General features: G+C 59.0%; 14 protein-coding genes and 1 pseudogene. 12 read left to right on the top strand and 3 right to left on the bottom strand.

The features are described 5' to 3' along the window. From ACRCJM_RS06585 to ACRCJM_RS06555, 7 genes and pseudogenes are all read left to right on the top strand, one after another. On the top strand, positions 1-413 hold a 413-nt coding region (locus ACRCJM_RS06585), incomplete at its 5' end, for a S8/S53 family peptidase (RefSeq protein WP_431464280.1). Next, complete coding sequence (locus tag ACRCJM_RS06580) at positions 410-1,291, top strand: hypothetical protein (protein WP_237186754.1); 882 nt, start codon at positions 410-412, stop codon at positions 1,289-1,291. The genes ACRCJM_RS06585 and ACRCJM_RS06580, both read left to right, overlap by 4 nt. Further along, complete coding sequence (locus tag ACRCJM_RS06575) at positions 1,285-1,914, top strand: hypothetical protein (RefSeq protein WP_237186753.1); 630 nt, start codon at positions 1,285-1,287, stop codon at positions 1,912-1,914. Before ACRCJM_RS06580 ends, ACRCJM_RS06575 begins: the two co-directional genes overlap by 7 nt. After that, positions 1,907-2,074 (top strand): annotated as a pseudogene (locus ACRCJM_RS06570) (acetate kinase); the annotation flags it as partial. The gene ACRCJM_RS06575 and the pseudogene ACRCJM_RS06570, both read left to right, overlap by 8 nt. Before the next feature lie 278 nt (positions 2,075-2,352). Then, positions 2,353-3,084: a hypothetical protein gene (locus tag ACRCJM_RS06565; RefSeq protein ID WP_237186751.1), complete on the top strand. Its 732-nt coding sequence runs from the start codon at positions 2,353-2,355 to the stop codon at positions 3,082-3,084. A 498-nt stretch (positions 3,085-3,582) separates the two neighbouring features. Then, the gene (locus ACRCJM_RS06560) at positions 3,583-5,016 is read left to right on the top strand and encodes a M48 family metallopeptidase (protein ID WP_431464279.1); all 1,434 of its coding nucleotides are present in this window, start codon (positions 3,583-3,585) and stop codon (positions 5,014-5,016) included. A 201-nt stretch (positions 5,017-5,217) separates the two neighbouring features. Continuing rightward, on the top strand, positions 5,218-6,189 hold the full coding sequence (locus tag ACRCJM_RS06555; RefSeq protein ID WP_431464278.1) for a bile acid:sodium symporter family protein: 972 nt from the start codon (positions 5,218-5,220) through the stop codon (positions 6,187-6,189). Positions 6,190-6,251: 62 nt separating this feature from the next. On the opposite strand, the gene ACRCJM_RS06550 is transcribed toward ACRCJM_RS06555, so the two are convergent. After that, entirely contained in the window at positions 6,252-7,205 is a 954-nt protein-coding gene (locus ACRCJM_RS06550; RefSeq protein WP_431464277.1) for a LysR family transcriptional regulator, read from the bottom strand. Between the two features lie 88 nt (positions 7,206-7,293). Between ACRCJM_RS06550 and ACRCJM_RS06545 the strand changes: the two genes are divergently transcribed. Further along, complete coding sequence (locus tag ACRCJM_RS06545; protein WP_431464276.1) at positions 7,294-8,013, top strand: LysE family translocator; 720 nt, start codon at positions 7,294-7,296, stop codon at positions 8,011-8,013. 114 nt (positions 8,014-8,127) lie between these two features. On the opposite strand, the gene ACRCJM_RS06540 is transcribed toward ACRCJM_RS06545, so the two are convergent. Next, positions 8,128-10,233, bottom strand: coding sequence for a glycoside hydrolase family 15 protein (locus ACRCJM_RS06540; RefSeq protein WP_431464275.1), 2,106 nt, complete (start codon positions 10,231-10,233; stop codon positions 8,128-8,130). A gap of 157 nt (positions 10,234-10,390) precedes the next feature. Between ACRCJM_RS06540 and ACRCJM_RS06535 the strand changes: the two genes are divergently transcribed. From ACRCJM_RS06535 to ACRCJM_RS06520, 4 genes are all read left to right on the top strand, one after another. Next, positions 10,391-10,726 (top strand): metal-sensitive transcriptional regulator, encoded by a 336-nt coding sequence (locus ACRCJM_RS06535; protein ID WP_431464274.1) that lies wholly within the window; start codon positions 10,391-10,393, stop codon positions 10,724-10,726. Between the two features lie 83 nt (positions 10,727-10,809). Further along, on the top strand, positions 10,810-11,025 hold the full coding sequence (locus tag ACRCJM_RS06530; RefSeq protein ID WP_237241966.1) for a heavy-metal-associated domain-containing protein: 216 nt from the start codon (positions 10,810-10,812) through the stop codon (positions 11,023-11,025). A gap of 289 nt (positions 11,026-11,314) precedes the next feature. Continuing rightward, positions 11,315-13,594 (top strand): heavy metal translocating P-type ATPase, encoded by a 2,280-nt coding sequence (locus tag ACRCJM_RS06525; protein WP_431464273.1) that lies wholly within the window; start codon positions 11,315-11,317, stop codon positions 13,592-13,594. A gap of 29 nt (positions 13,595-13,623) precedes the next feature. Further along, positions 13,624-14,199 carry a YdhK family protein gene (locus tag ACRCJM_RS06520; protein ID WP_237207466.1) on the top strand — a complete coding sequence of 192 codons (576 nt, stop codon included), beginning with the start codon at positions 13,624-13,626 and terminating at the stop codon, positions 14,197-14,199. Between the two features lie 92 nt (positions 14,200-14,291). Here ACRCJM_RS06520 and ACRCJM_RS06515 read toward each other — a convergent pair whose 3' ends face one another. Further along, complete coding sequence (locus ACRCJM_RS06515; RefSeq protein ID WP_431464272.1) at positions 14,292-15,299, bottom strand: LLM class flavin-dependent oxidoreductase; 1,008 nt, start codon at positions 15,297-15,299, stop codon at positions 14,292-14,294. Positions 15,300-15,314: the final 15 nt, after the last annotated feature.

Raw genomic sequence — 15,314 nt, 5'->3', positions numbered from 1 at the left:
CCTGCTTAACCGACCCAGATATAATTCTCCTACCCATGTCAATGAGTAATTCAAGTAAAGACCTGGAAAGGGTGACCAAATGTTTGCTAGATTCTGGGGCGACAATACTTGCTAGCGCAGGGAATAATATTGGAGGTCCAATAGGGTATCCCGCTGCGCTAGAAGGGGTCTGGTCAGTTGGTGCACTCGATGAAAAAGGGAAACCTGCGATATACAACTCAAACGGTCAGATTGATATATTTTTCCCGGGAACACAAGTTAAATATGTAAATGCACAGAATGAAACAGGTCTAGCAACTGGAACATCGATTGCTGTCGCAAATGCAGGTATTTTTCTAGCAGAGAGCTATCTACATAAGAAAGATATCACATCCCTGCTTAACGATTCAAGATATCGAGAGGAAAAACAATGAATAAAAAACGTATAATAACAGTAATGACTTTGATTCTTACTATTACCCTAAGCGGTCTTCAGCCATCACTTGCCACAAGCAACCAGCACTCTCCGTTCTATATTACACCCACAAAAGAAGTGGAAATTGAAGTGGAGATAGATGAGGAACTAAGAAAAAGCTCGCAACAACTCGAATCAATAAACATTAGCGAAAATAAAATATCGCTAGAAACAAGCTTCGAATTATCTGACAGCAGCGAATTAACTCAGGAAATCGATATTGATGTTTCGTCAGGAGTTCATGAGGTATCAATTCAGAGCGATAATGAAAATATTGATAATTCAGAGTATCTTCTCGAAATTCATCAACTCAATGAAGAACTTATTTGGTTCACGCTATACGACCCAATAACTGGTGAATCATATGAGTCCCGGTCAGACTACGCCACCTACGACGCGATACCACTAGCCCTAGTTCTCGTACCTTCACTCGGAGCTGCATTAAAAGCTCTATTTGTAGCTAGCGCAGTTATTGTGGTTGTTGGGGTCACCTATATAGCAGCAGAGAAAGCTATACCCAAAATTCAAGAGGCCATACGCAGAAAGAAAAACCCTCCCGCACATTACAAAGCTACCCTCCATAATGGCGGCCTTTGGATTGGCGACGGAATGACATTTAATGAATCAATCTCATGGGCAAGAGCCGGAAAAAACGTATGGTCAACTACGAAGGCAGGCGCTGGCAGAGTTGCGTACAGTGTACGATATCAAGACGCTATCGGCCCAGAGCGTGATAGAAATGGCACTGGAAAATACTGCCACTACCATCCTGCTCACAGGTCACCGGGCTCCCACATGTTCTACGGAACCGCTGCACGAGGAGGAACACCTTGCTAACAGCAGAAGAAAAAACAAACCTGCTCAGCCGTTGGCTCAAAGCTAACCCCCAACAACCCACCAAAGAAGAGATCTACATTCTCCTTGAAGAAAAATACGGTGCCTACCAACTCCCCCTTGCCTATATGGAACCAGACGGCTACCACCATGACGAAGAAATACGAGCAGACACAGTAGATTCCCTATACACCATCACTCACCCCATCACGCTCAACACAATATCCTGGCCCCTAGATACTTACGAAACAGATAAAATATTCGACGGAGGATATACCGAAACCGCAGAAGAAAGAGCTGAAATTGCAGAATGGAAAATGCAGTTACTCTTCGATCAATGCAACTCAAATATTCCTCTTGAATACCGCATTATCTCAGCTCAACACAGTTTGGGACACAGAGTCTCGCTCATCCTCATGGCAGAAAATGGGCGTATCACTGATTATAAAATGTACGGCTCCCGTGGTATGGGCAATAGCTTAGATCGCTACCTTAGAGGCTGGATAGGCTTCCCAACCAAACGCCCACAAGATCCCGAAGAAGGCCCCTACATGAGACCCGGTGACATTACTGATGTGGGCTTCCTCCAATACCTGGAAGTCGCAGCTGAACAAGGGTTTATATAGACCTGGCGCCCTGGGCATCAAGCTGGACGCCGAAGCCAACAAGGTACGCGGCGATGAGCCCCGCCTCATCTCCACCGAGGACTCAGCTATCCCCGTACTGGTCGTTCCCACCAACGAGGAAAAGGCTATCGCTGAGGCCACCGAGGCTCTGGTTGCCTAAATTTTAGGGCCTCACCGCTGATAGGGCGGGGTTTCTTTCGACATGCGGTGATTCTATCCGCAGTTCGAAAGAAACCCCGCTTTTCGTTTCTATCCAGGTAGCAAGATTCGCCAGGCTAGGGGCACCCCGAGGAAACTCTTGAAAAACGTATCGGCTTTTTTTAGATAACTTCTTGACTGGATTTAACCAAGGTATTAAAGTCAGAAGCACAAGAACTCACTCTTGATCCCCAAGTCTCAGCCAAAGACGGCTGACCAAGCACTCAAGGAGTACCTCAGGTGAAAACTAAATTTGTTTCTAAACTTATTGCCACTACCGCAGTATTATTAACAACCTTCACTATAAGTGACGCCACAGCAGCGGAAGCAAGTTCGGAGTTTCCGAATGAAATCATGATTAGCGAAATACAGTCAATTGACAATCAGAGCATCCCGAATACTGCAGAAACACTAAAATTGATTGAGGATTTATCGAATAGTCCTAATCCCAGTTTATCTTACAGCCAACTCACCGCCACTGAGAGAATGGCCGTGGATAAATATACTACTGTTACACACGAGAAAGAAACATTTGTTGAATTTTCACCACTAGCACACTGGGAGACTTACACAGCAGGGGAAAAACCATTACCAGCAGGAGCCCCTTTCACCCCCTCGGCCACATTACCCTACTGCAGAAGCGGTGCTGCAACCAGCGGAGGCTACAATGCCTTCAACCAAAGAGTTCGAACTGTTACCGTTGAAGGAAGATGGTGTGAGCATCGGGGCAAAGTCGTAAGCGCAGAAATACTTAACCACTATGCGTCCACCTCCCTACCCGGTACTACATATTCTTTCAATAATTCAGGTACACATATCTCCCACATAGTAGCTACCAGACGAGCCAATATGATGGCAAACTACTCATTTAGTATTGTTTGGAATGGAGTACTTGCGCAAAACCTGTGTGCTCGCCTGCACGGTTACATCAATGGAATAACTACCCAGGATACGAGCTGTTCTGTTCTTTAGAGCTAGATTTATAGACAAGGCCGCTCAATGAATTAGTGTTTTCCAGACTCACGTTCACCATTTTCCGGCGCCAGCAGAGCTTCACCATAAACTCTGCTGGCCCAAATCATTATCAGCAAAGGATTTTTCCCCATGATAAAACAAACGAAGAAAGAAGGTCTCCCTCTCCTCATCCACGTGCAGGGAATAGGGACTATAGTCTCATATTTTGCTCCTTTCCTTATAGTGCCCATGCTAATTTTAAATATTTTTAGCATCTTACACTCCCTAGTAAACCACCAAGCCATGCAAAAAAAATATTTTTTTCAAATCCTTTTCTTGCTTACTACAGTCATTTTCCTACTTGCCCATACGACAACTCAAACTAAGAACGTTTTTTAAAAAATAGGTGAAAATCTAATATCACAAGATAAAATATCGAGTCAAGTCCATCTGAAACATCAGGCTTTTCTTGCTACTGTGGAACCAGAACACACCGCCTAACCAGCAGGAAATCGCATGAGTGAGAACAACCCCGGCACCACCCCGCCCTACCCGCAACAGCCCGGCCCACAGGCGTCCGCTCACAGCAAGGAGCAGGGCCTCACCCAGCCCCTGCCCAACGACCTCAGCGGCGGCTGGCTACCCGAAGATACGCGCCAGCGGCCCCTCTCACCCCTGCCCGCGCCCAAGCTCTTCGGCTTCCAATCCCTGCTGCCCTTCAAGTTCCTCAATGCGCTGCGCCACCCCGCAGAACTGCCCCTGGTCGTCATGGCCTACGCGCTCACCATCATGCTCTACGTGGGCGGCGGTATCTACCTCATCTACTCACTCTTCAGCAGCGTGCTGGGGGACGACTTCGTCAACTACCAAATCAGTAACCTGGTCGGCCAACTCATCGCCATCGCCATCTACCTGCCCCTGGGCATCTTCTTCGTCCGCGGTGCCATGTACGGCCAGCTGCGCCTCAGCGGGGTGCGCATTACCCCCACCCAGTTCCCCGAGGCCTACCAGATGGTTGTTGAAGCCGCCCACGCCGCCGGCCTGCGCCGCGTACCCGACGCCTACGTCGTACTCGGCAACGGCCAAATCAACGCCTTCGCCTCGGGCCACGGGCACCGCCGCTTCATCGCCATCTACTCCGACCTCTTCGAAATCGGTGGCGCAGCCCGCAACCCCGAAGCCCTGCGCTTCATCATCGGGCACGAGGTAGGGCATATCGCCGCCGGCCACGTCAGCTACTTCCGCCTGATTTTCACCAGCTTCTTCATGCAGATTCCGATCCTCGGCAATCTGCTCTCCCGCACCCAGGAATACACCGCCGACAACTTCGGCTACCGCTACGCCCCCGACGGCGCCGAAACCACCACCACAGTACTCGCCGCTGGCAAGTACCTGATGAACGACGTGAACTTCCACGAACTAGCCAACCGGGCCGTCTACGAGCGCGGCTTCTTCACCTGGTTCGCGAACATCGGATCCACCCACCCGCCGGTCACCTGGCGTGCCCATGCCCTGCGCGACCGCACCGAACCCGGCCGCCTCATCTGGCGACCCAAGAACAACCCGCCCTACCCGCTGTCCATGATTCCGGCGGCAGAGCCTGCCGAAGCCTGGGCCGACCCCCTACAGGCCACCGACCACCTGGCCACCTACCCCGAGCGGGCCGATAACCAGCACTGGGGTTCAGTCAACACCACCTACCGCCGCCCCGCCCAGTACCGCGACCGCACAGTGGGCGATATGCTCTACACCGGCTGGGTACCCCCGCAGTACCGCCAGCGCACTCCCTGGAACGGCTTCGGTGCCCCCTCACCGCAGGGCCCCCAGCAGGCACCTGGCCAGTCACCTGAGCAGCAGGGTCAGGACGCCGGTAGTGGCCCGGGTGCTACACCTCGGGAAGGTGAGCGCCCGGCGTCCGCACCGGACAGCCCGCCCACTGACCAGGGCTAACCCTCGGCCCGAAAACCCCACCCCGACCTATTGCCCACATCACAGGCATGGGTTAGGGTGGGGTTTATTAGCCCTCAACGAAGAAGGTGATCCCCATGGGTTTTCTCTACGCTATCGCAGGTATTGTTGCCCTGGTTCTGGCCGCGCGCGGCGGCGCTAAGTGGTACGAGGCTGAAAAAGGCAAAGAGTAGAATGGGCTAAATGGCCCTACCCCAGAAATTGCGCTCCTGGCGCCCCGACCCGCTGATTACCCTGATTCTGCTCGCCGTTGCCCTGGCGATTATCTTCCCGGCGCGCGGGGACTTCGCCGAGGGGTTCAGCGTAGCCACCAAAATCGCTATCGGCCTGCTCTTCTTCCTCTACGGCGCCCGGCTCTCACCGCAAGAAGCCCTGCAGGGCCTGAAAAACTGGCGGCTCCACAGCACCATTCTGGGCTTTACCTACATCATCTTCCCGCTCATCGGCCTAGCCCTCTACCCCGTGCAGGGCATTATCGGGCGGGAGCTCTACCTGGGCCTGCTCTTTATGACCCTGGTGCCGTCCACTGTGCAGTCCTCAGTGGCTTTCACCTCTATCGCCAAAGGCAATGTGGCCGGGGCAATTGTTAGCGCGAGTGCCTCGAATATCGTGGGTGTGATAGCCACTCCCCTGCTGGTCATGCTGCTGATGCAGAGCGATCAGCTCACCATCTCAGGCTCCGTTTTTGGTGATATCGCACTCCAGCTGCTCCTGCCCTTCGTGCTGGGTCAGCTCCTGCGCCGCTGGGTGGGTGAGATTGCCAAGAACAAGCTGACCAAGCACGTTGACCGCCTCTCCATTGCCATGGTGGTCTACGCGGCCTTTTCGGACGGCATTGTGCAGGGCATCTGGACCCGCATTAGCCCCTGGCAGATTCTGCTCCTGGTCCTTCTGTCCATTGCCCTGGTGGAGTTCCTGCTCTGGCTCAGCGGGGTTGTCTCAAAGAAGCTGGGCTTTAGCTACGGCGACCGGGTGGCGGTGCAGTTCTGCGGCTCGAAGAAGTCCCTAGCAACCGGCCTGCCCATGGCAGCGGTAATTTTCGGGGGCGGAGCCGTGGGTGCCCTCATTCTGCCGCTCATGATTTTCCACCAGGTGCAGCTCATGATTTGCGCCGCCAAGGCCGCCCGCTGGGGCAGGCAGACCCAAGCTTCATAGCGAAAATCATGGTGACTATCATGGTGAAAATGACCATCATGGTTAGCAATGACGGCCGATTTTCACATTGATGACGCCGGGTTCAGCTCCCGCAGAATATCAACGAGGAGGCGGGCGGCGGCGTCCTGCTCCGAACTTGCCCGAAGCACCGCAAAAACCCGGCGGCGGCCCAGGGGCTCACTCACCCACAGGTTTCCGGTGCGGACCCCCTGCCGCCAGGGCTCAGCTCCGTTGGGAGCCGGGACCTCTGACCGGTAGATGCCATCAAGCACCAAATGGGGCAGCAGGGCTACCGCGTAGCCGCCGTAGGCCGAGTGCAGCTGCCAGCTCAGGTCGGTTGAGATAAACCGCGGTCGGGGTGCGATATGGGCGTCGGCCAGATAGGCGTCCGACCAGGCCCTGAGCTCCGTTCCCGGAGGTTCCATACACCAGGGGGCGCTCTCAGCCCAGGCAAGAGAATCGAGCGGTTGCGGCGGCACCATAGCCGCCGGGGCCACCAGCACGATGGGGTCTTCCCAGAGCTCCCGCCGCACCAGGGTGACGGGGAGCTGCACCGGGCGTCCTTCGTATTCTTCGGCGATGACCAGGTCAAACTGGTGCCGGGCAAGCTCGGCGATAGAGCGCTGGGGCTCCAACTGGGTGAGCTCCAGGCTCAGATGCGGGGCGCGCTCTTCGAGCAGTTCAAAGACCCGCGGCACCATGTAGCGGGCTGCCGAGTTGAAGGACGCCACCTTGAGGGTTCGCGGGGCCAGACTGGTTTCGCTGGCCATGGCATTGTGGGCACGTTCCATGAGCGAAAGAATCTGCCCGGCATAGTCGGCAAGTTCCAGGCCGCGCGGGGTGAGCACCACACCGCGGCCGGACTTCTCATAGAGCCGATGCCCCACCTCAGCCTGGAGTTTGGCCAGGTGGTTTGAGACGGTTGAGGGGTCGTAGCCCAGCACATCGGCGGCAGCAGCCAGGGAGCCCTGCTGGGCTAGCTCGTAGAAGATTTCGAGGCGGCGGGAGTCGTACACACTCACTCCAATTCATTGATAAATCCCATGAATACTGTTTGAACTCATGGAATTGAACCGGGTTTACCCCTAGTTTACAGTGGAGTCCATGACTCTCACCCAGGCCCTCATGGGTTTCGCCGGCATCGCTTTCCTCATCACGATTATCCCGGCCACAGACACCGCCCTGGTGTTGCGCTCCCTGGTCGCGGGCGGACGACGAAGCGCCTACGCCTGTGTCTTTGGCATCACCGCGGGCCTGCTCATTTGGGGCGTTACCGCCGCAACCGGCCTAGCTGTGCTCATGGCAGCCGCTCCCCTGGTCTTTGACCTCATCACCGTGGCCGGGGGCCTCTACCTGATCTACCTGGGTATCAAATTCCTGCTCAACCTCAAGCGCTGGGGACAGGTGACCGCCCTCAAAACCGACCAAGCCGCCCTGGCCTCGCTGCCCGCACCCGCGGCGTCCTTACCCGGAGTTAACGGAGCGGACGCCCCCACCCCCGCTGGCGAACACAGGGTGGGTAAGGATTTTCTCGCCGGCTTCATTGCCAACATTCTCAACCCCAAAATCGCGGTCTTCTACATCGCCAGTGTGCCGCCCTTTATGGTCGCCAGCGTGCAACCCTTCATCATGGGAAGCCTGCTAGCCCTCATCCACGGCGGCATTAACGTGCTCTGGTTTACCCTCATTATTTCGCTGGCCTCACTGGCCATGAAGTGGCTACTGCACCCGCGCGCCACCCTCGTCATCGACGGCATCGCGGGGTCAGTGCTCCTGGTCTTTGGCGTGCTGATTCTGGTGGAGGCGGCGCACAAGCTGCTCTAGGGCGCCCTGGACGGTGTGCATAACCAGAAAAGACCATCTAAATCAGAAAAACCCACCTGGTTCGTGGGTTTTTCTGATTTAGATGGTACCTACCCAGGGGTGGGCGGGGCCTGCCTATAACCCCAGCGCCTCCACCGCCCGGATCAGAGAGATATGGGCCAGGGCCTGGGGGAAGTTGCCGGTGAGGCGCTGCTGTTCAAAGTCGTACTCGGAGCTCATCAGCCCAAGATCGCTGGCGCAGTCCAGGACGGTGTCGATGAGGGTGCGTCCGTCCGCCTCCCGTCCGGAGCGGATGTACTGCTCTGCCAGCCAGAGGGAGGAGATGAAGTGGGGGTTGTCCTGCCCCTCAAAGCCGTCTTGGGAGTCGGAGTTGTCGTAGCGGTAAATCATGCCCGAGGAGTGGCGGATGGTCGCTTCGATACGTTCAACGGTTGCCAGCATGCGGGGGTCATCCCAGTCTACGAGCCCGATTTGGGGCAGCTGCAGCAGGGAGGCGTCCACGGCGGTGCCGCCGTAGGTTGAGACGAAGCAGCCCAGGTCGGCGTTGAAGCCGCGGCTCAGGATTTCATCGGCAACGGCGTCACGGCAGTGTTCCCAGGTGGCTGCGTCACCATCGAGCCCGAAGTCGCGCACGGCGGAAACGCCGGCGTCGAAAGCTGCCCAGAGCATGGCCTGGGAGTGGGTGTAGACGGCGGGTTCGCCGAAGGTCTCCCACATGGAGCGGTCGGTGTCGCCAATGCGTTCGGTGGCGGCGTTGAGCAGGGCCTTCTGGATCGGCCAGGAGAGGTGGTCTTCTGCTACGCCCGCTTCGCGCAGGTTGGCGAAGGTGACGAGCACCTGGCCCAGGGCGTCCCCCTGGAACTGGTCGCCCGATCCGTTGCCGCTTCTCACCGGCTGGGACCCCTCGTAGCCGGGCAGGGCAAGGCGGCGCTCGATGTCGTCCTTTTCGCCGGCCAGGCCGTAGACCGCGTGAATGCGGCGGGGGTTGTTGGCTAGGGCTCGCAGGATCCAGTTACGCAGCTGGGCGGTCTCACGCTCGTGGCCGTGGGTGAGGGTTACGTCCATGGCCATGGCGACATCGCGCAGCCAGGTGAAACGGAAGTCGTAGTTGCGTTTACCCCCGATGACTTCGGGCAGGGAGGTGGTCACAGAGGCGACCAGGGCGCCGGTTTCACGGGAAATCAGGGCGCGCAGGACCAGCAGGGATCGCAGGCGGGCTTCCCGGTAGCGGGCGTTGGCCTCTTCGCGGTGGTCCTCGGCGGTGGAGGCAACCACCTGGCTCGCAGCTGTTTGGGCTAGCTCATGGTAGGTGGCTTCATCGACTTCGGGGGCGGCGGTGTTGGACCCGGTTTCCAGCAGGATTGATGAGGTCTTAGCTTCTTCCAGCTCTTCAACCTCGCGCACCGCCGAAATAGTAGCGGGCACCTGCTCTGCCTGCTCAGATGCGCGGACGCCGGTGGGCACCTGCCCGCCCTCGGGCAGGTAGGCGGGGGCGGCGTCCTCATCTTCAGCCTCTGGGAGGGAGTCTGCGGGGCTGTAGAGATCGGACCACTCCTGCCACTGCTCCTGGGTGTAGGTCAGGGCCGTGGGGTAGTCCACCGGGGCAGGCGGATTGTGGTTAGACGCAAAGTAAGACAGGGTGAAAGTGTAACTCTGACCAGCAGAAACGGTGAAGGTTTCGGCCTTAGATTCGGGATCACCCTCGGGCAGGGAATCGCCCCGGAAGACCAGGGCATGAGGGCCAGCCATCCCCACCAGCATGTCGGCGGACGGGTCGGGGGCGCCAGCGGCGTCCACCCCCTCATAGCGGGTAACCCAGGGAATCGTCTTGCCGTAATCAAAGCGCAGGGCAAGCTCGTGGTACATGGTGACCTCGCCGGTCAAACCCTCCACGTTGCGCACAATCGTGGTGCCGCCCGAAAGCGGCATAAACTCGGTGACGCGCACCGACGCGTCCCCCACAAACCAGACGGTCTGCAGAATAAAGGTGTTCTCGCGGTAGGAACGCTCCGTGCGAATCTCTTCCACCGGGGCGGGGTTGACCGATTCGAGGGGGGCCAGCAGCCAGCGGCCGTGCTCCCGCTCCCCCAGAAGGGCGGCAAAGACCGCGCGGGAGTCAAAGCGCGGGGCGCAGAACCAGTCAATGGAACCGGTGCGGGAAACCAGCGCGCCGGTGTTCATGTCTGAGAGCAGGGCATAATCCTCGATGAAAGAAGCCATAGCACCAGTCTAACAGGGCGCTTAGTATCGGCCGGTGGCGCTGAGTGTAATCAAAAGTTTCATAAGTGCGTTCTTTGCCCACACCTATGAAAATTTCGATGACATTCGGGGCTTTACCCTCTTGTAGGAATACCCCCAGGGGGTATATGTTAAAGACATGAGCGAAGAACACTGCGCAACCCACCAGGCAGAACACCACCACGGCTACACCGCAGACAAGGACGCCTACCTCAAGCGCCTGCGCCGTATTGAGGGGCAGGTACGCGGCATCCAGCGCATGGTCGACGAGGACGTCTACTGCATCGACATCCTCACCCAGGTTTCCGCCATCAACAAGGCCCTGCACAGCGTCTCCATCCAGCTCCTAGAAGACCACGTGCGGCACTGCGTCGTCGACGCCGCCACCCAGGCAAAAGCCACCGGTGACACCGCCCCCCTCGACGACAAAATCAGCGAGGCCATGGCCGCCATTACCCGCCTCATCAAGAGCTAGAACCCCAACCCGGCAGGGAGCCAACCGGCTCCCGCCAACCCAAGTACGGGCGTCCGCGCCCCACACCCACAAGGAGAAAACCCATGTCAGCAACCATCGTCAAAGCAACCGGCCTCACCTGCAACCACTGCGCCATGAGCGTGCGCGAAGAAATCGAAGAAATTGAGAACGTCACCGGCGTCGAGGTCGATGTGGTCAAGGACGGCGAATCCACCGTCACCATCAACCACACCGGCGACCTGGACACCGCCGCCGTCTCAGCCGCCATCGAAGAAGCCGGCTTCACCCCCGTCGGCTAATCACCGATACAGGTGCGGACGCGCATCTCTGCCAACTAACCTTCTCGCGGGCTCGCAAGCTCGCGCGCGATTCATGCCAGCCCCAGCCAGTTGGCTGCCGATGCGCGCCCGCACCCGCGGGCGACGGAGGGCGGCTGGCGCCCAGCTGGCTCCGGGGCTGGCGTGAATTGCGACGAGCCCCCAGGCGAGGAGCAAGAGGGCCGCTGGGCAAAGCCGCTCTCCAGAGCCCGCGATAGGCACCCTGCAAGCACCGGCTAACTAACAAACGAACTAAGTGAAAGAAGGCGTCATGCCAACCCAATCCACCGCTGAGGTTTTCACCGGTGATACCCGCATCGTGAATCTGAACGTGGGAGGCATGACCTGCGCGTCCTGCGTGGGGCGGCTGGAGCGCAAGCTTAAGAAAATTGGGGTGGAACCCTCGGTCAACCTGCCGCTGGAGACCGCTCGCGTGGTTGCACCAGCCTCTATCACCGATGAGCAGCTGATTGAGACCATCGAGAAGGCCGGCTACTCGGCCAGTCTCAAGCAGGACGCCGTGGAGCAGGCGGACGAGGCCGGGCAGGATTCGCTCGCCCCGCGCCTGTGGGTAGCGACGCTCTTTACCCTGCCGGTCTTTCTGATATCCATGTTTGCCACTTTCCAGTTCCCCCACTGGGGCTGGGTGGTCGCAGCCCTGACCCTGCCGGTGGCCACCTGGGCAGCTATGCCCTTCCACCGCCCGGCCTGGACTAACCTGCGGCACGGCTCGTTCACCATGGACACCCTCATTTCTCTGGGTGTGGTTGCCTCCTACGCTTTTTCGCTCTGGCAGCTGGCCATGGACCCGACTATGACCGCCCATGCCGGGCACGGGGCGTCCTCGCCTGGCAGCCACGGCATGGACCACATGCTCTACTTTGATGCGGCGGCCATGATTACCCTCTTTTTGCTGGCTGGGCGGCAGATTGAGCGCCGCACCGCGCGGCGCTCTTCGCAGGCCCTGCGGGCCCTGCTGAACCTGGGGGCTAAGTCTGCCACGGTGCTGCAGGGCGGTCGGGAAGTGCAGATTCCCGTCAAGGACCTGCTGCCCGGCGACATCTTTCTGGTGCGCCCCGGCGAGAAAATCGCGGTGGACGGCGAGGTTGTCGAGGGACGCTCGGCGGTGGACACCTCCCTGCTGACCGGTGAGTCTGTGCCGGTTGAGGTGGAAGTTGGGGACGCTGTTGTCGGGGCGACCGTCAATACGTCCGGCTCCCTGACGGTGCGGGCAACCCGGGTGGGAGCCGATACCGTGCTGGCCCAGATGAGCCGCACCGTGGCCGAGGCCCAGTCCACCAAGGCTCCTATCGCCCGTCTGGCAGATAGGGTATCTGCGGTTTTTGTTCCGATTGTCATTGGGTTGGCTCTGGCCACCTTGGCAGGCTGGTTGTTGCTGACCGGCGACCTCAACGCCGCCTTTACCGCAGCCGTGTCGGTGCTGGTCATCGCCTGCCCCTGCGCCCTGGGTCTGGCTACCCCTACGGCCCTGCTGGCAGGCACCTCGCGCGGTTCCCAGCTGGGTATTCTGATTCGTTCAGCCCAGGTGCTCGAATCCACCAAGCACCTGCGCACCGTGGTGCTCGATAAGACCGGCACCGTCACCACCGGTGCCTTCACCCTGGCTGGGGTAACTCCCCTTGCGGGCTTTGAAGCCCAGGACGCCGGACGCCTGCTCGCGGTGGCCGGGGCGGCTGAGAGCCGCTCTGAACACCCCATTGCCCGGGCTATCACCCAGGCAGCCCAGGCTGCTGGAGCGGGTTCCTCTCTGCCTGAAGTCACCGCCTTTGAGTCTGCCCCCGGCGGGGGTGTGCGAGCCACTCTGCTGGAAGAGGTTTCCTCGGGTGAAAGCCGAGAAATCACGGCTCTAGTGGGTCAGGCCAGTTTCTTGGCTGCCGAAGGTATCGAGCTGAGCGAAGCCCACACCCACGCCCTACTGGCCGGGCAGGAGGCCGGGCGCACCACCGTCGTCCTTGCTCTCAACGGGCAGCCCGCGGCCCTGCTGGCCTTGCAAGATACCCCCAAGCCGGGGGCGTCCGAAGCTCTGGCAGAGCTCAAGGCCCTGGGGCTCACCCCGGTTCTACTGACCGGGGATGCCGAACCCGTCGCCCGTGCGGTAGCTGCCCGGGTGGGCATTGACTCCGCGAATGTTTATGCGGGAGTTAGCCCCTCCGATAAGCTGGCCACCATCACCCGCCTACAAGAGGGCGGGGTGGGGGTCGCCATGGTGGGCGACGGTGTGAATGACGCAGCCGCCCTGGCCAAGGCCGATGTGGGCGTGGCCATGGGGTCGGGCACCGACGTGGCTATGGAGGCTGCCGACATGACCATTGTGCGCAGCGACTTGAGCTCACTGCCTACAGCCATTCGACTCTCGCGGGCAACCCTGCGCCTCATTAAGAGCAACCTCTTCTGGGCCTTTGCCTACAACACGGTGGCCATTCCGGTGGCAGCAGCCGGCCTGCTCAACCCCATGATTGCGGCAGCGGCCATGGCCTTCTCATCGGTCTTCGTGGTGCTCAACTCCACCCGCCTGCTCCGCTTCACCTAATACCCCAACCCACGCCCCAGGAGGCACCTATGAAAACCCTACCCACCCGCGTCCTCGCCCTCGCTGCCCTATCTCTGCTGGCTCTGACTGCCTGCGGGTCCAACGAGTCAAATGCTAAAAACGAGGCTGAGGCTCTGGTCTCGTCAGCTGCCGCAGCCCACGCTGATCACGCCAACCACCCGACAGATGGCGGGCCCGCACCTGCCGGTATCGCTGAAGCATCAGACCCCACCTACCCGGTTGGCACCGAGGTTGTTCTCGCCGCTGACCACATGAGTGGTATGGACGGGGCTACCGCCACCATCGTGGGCGCCTACCAGACCTACACCTACTCGGTAAACTACACCCCTACCGATGGCTCTGACCCCGTCACCGACCACAAGTGGGTTGTGCAGGAAGAACTGGCGGACGCCGGGAGTGAGCGCCTTTCCGACGGCGCCCCCGTGACCATCGAGGCTGAGCACATGACCGGCATGAGGGGAGCTGAGGGGACGGTTGAATCGTCCACCGATGAGACCGTTTATATGGTGGACTTCACTGCCGGTGGTATGACCATGAAGAACCATAAGTGGGTCACTGAATCCGAGATTGAAGGGGTCAAGTAACTCCTCATTTTCAAAGGGACCACAAAACTTCAAAAGGACCGCATATTATGCGGTCCTTTTGAAGAAATGAGGTCCCCTTGCCAGGGACGGGGTTAGAGCGCGGGCTTAATATCGCGGACGATGGCCTCCAGCTGACGCAGGTTGAAGTCCACTCCCAGCATGTTGGGAATGGTCACCAGCAGGGTGTCCGCCTCGGCCACGGCCTCGTCCTGAGCTAGCTCTTCGGCGATTTTGTCGGGCTCACCGATGTAGCTCTTGCCGAAGCGGGAGACGGCGCCGTCCAGAATACCGACCTGGTCCTGGCCCTCAGCCTGAGCGCGCAGGCCGAAGTAGTAGTTACTCTGCTCGTCAATAATCGGAATAATCGAACGCGATACCGACGTGCGCGGGGCACCCTCGTGCCCAGCGTCCGCCCAAGCCTGCTTGAAGATACGTAGTTGCTCGGCCTGCAGCTGATCAAAGGGCACACCGGTATCTTCCAACAGCAGGGTGGAGGACATAAGGTTCATGCCCTGTTCGCCGGTCCAGCGGGCAGTATCGCGAGTGCCAGCACCCCACCAGATACGACGGGGCAGGCCGGGTGACTGGGGCGTAATCGGATCGAGCTGGGTGGGGTCAGAAACGCTCTGGGCGATTCCCTTCCCGGCAATAGCCTCGCGGAAGAGGGCGGTGTGACGGCGAGCCATGTCAGACTCGTCCTCCCCCTCGGCGGGTAGGTAGCCGAAGTGGGCAAAGCCCTTATAGACGGTCTCGGGTGAGCCGCGGGAGATACCCAGCTGTAGGCGCTCGTTACCGGCAATGAGGTCGACCATGGCTGCCTGCTCTGCCATGTAGAGCGGGTTTTCATAGCGCATATCGATGACGCCGGTGCCCAGCTCGATGGTGGAGGTGCGGGCTGCTGCGGCGGCCAGCAGGGGGAAAGGGGACATCTGCTGCTGGGCGAAGTGGTGCACGCGGTAGAAGGCCCCGTCCAGTCCGATGTCTTCAGCGCCGACCGCTAGATCGATGGCTTGGTGGAGCATGTCGGCGCCGGTGCGGGTTTTGGAGCCGGGGTAGTCGCCGTAGTGGCCGAAGGAGAGGAAGCCTATTTTAGGTGCCACGATTGTATGCCTTTC

It is taken from the genome of Rothia sp. L_38, assembly GCF_050689125.1.
In the GTDB taxonomy this organism is placed as follows: Bacteria; Actinomycetota; Actinomycetes; order Actinomycetales; family Micrococcaceae; genus Rothia.
Note: the sequence above shows the minus strand (reverse complement) of the source record. Positions and strands in the feature narration are given on the sequence as shown.

What these genes read in the sequence shown, in the direction of transcription:
- ACRCJM_RS06560 (WP_431464279.1), top strand. Translation starts at nt 3,583, where the DNA reads ATGAGTGAGAACAACCCCGGCACCACCCCGCCCTACCCGCAACAGCCC.
- ACRCJM_RS06535 (WP_431464274.1), top strand. Translation starts at nt 10,391, where the DNA reads ATGAGCGAAGAACACTGCGCAACCCACCAGGCAGAACACCACCACGGC.
- ACRCJM_RS06530 (WP_237241966.1), top strand. Translation starts at nt 10,810, where the DNA reads ATGTCAGCAACCATCGTCAAAGCAACCGGCCTCACCTGCAACCACTGC.
- ACRCJM_RS06580 (WP_237186754.1), top strand. Translation starts at nt 410, where the DNA reads ATGAATAAAAAACGTATAATAACAGTAATGACTTTGATTCTTACTATT.
- ACRCJM_RS06545 (WP_431464276.1), top strand. Translation starts at nt 7,294, where the DNA reads ATGACTCTCACCCAGGCCCTCATGGGTTTCGCCGGCATCGCTTTCCTC.
- ACRCJM_RS06555 (WP_431464278.1), top strand. Translation starts at nt 5,218, where the DNA reads ATGGCCCTACCCCAGAAATTGCGCTCCTGGCGCCCCGACCCGCTGATT.
- ACRCJM_RS06525 (WP_431464273.1), top strand. Translation starts at nt 11,315, where the DNA reads ATGCCAACCCAATCCACCGCTGAGGTTTTCACCGGTGATACCCGCATC.
- ACRCJM_RS06540 (WP_431464275.1), bottom strand. Translation starts at nt 10,233, where the DNA reads ATGGCTTCTTTCATCGAGGATTATGCCCTGCTCTCAGACATGAACACC.
- ACRCJM_RS06520 (WP_237207466.1), top strand. Translation starts at nt 13,624, where the DNA reads ATGAAAACCCTACCCACCCGCGTCCTCGCCCTCGCTGCCCTATCTCTG.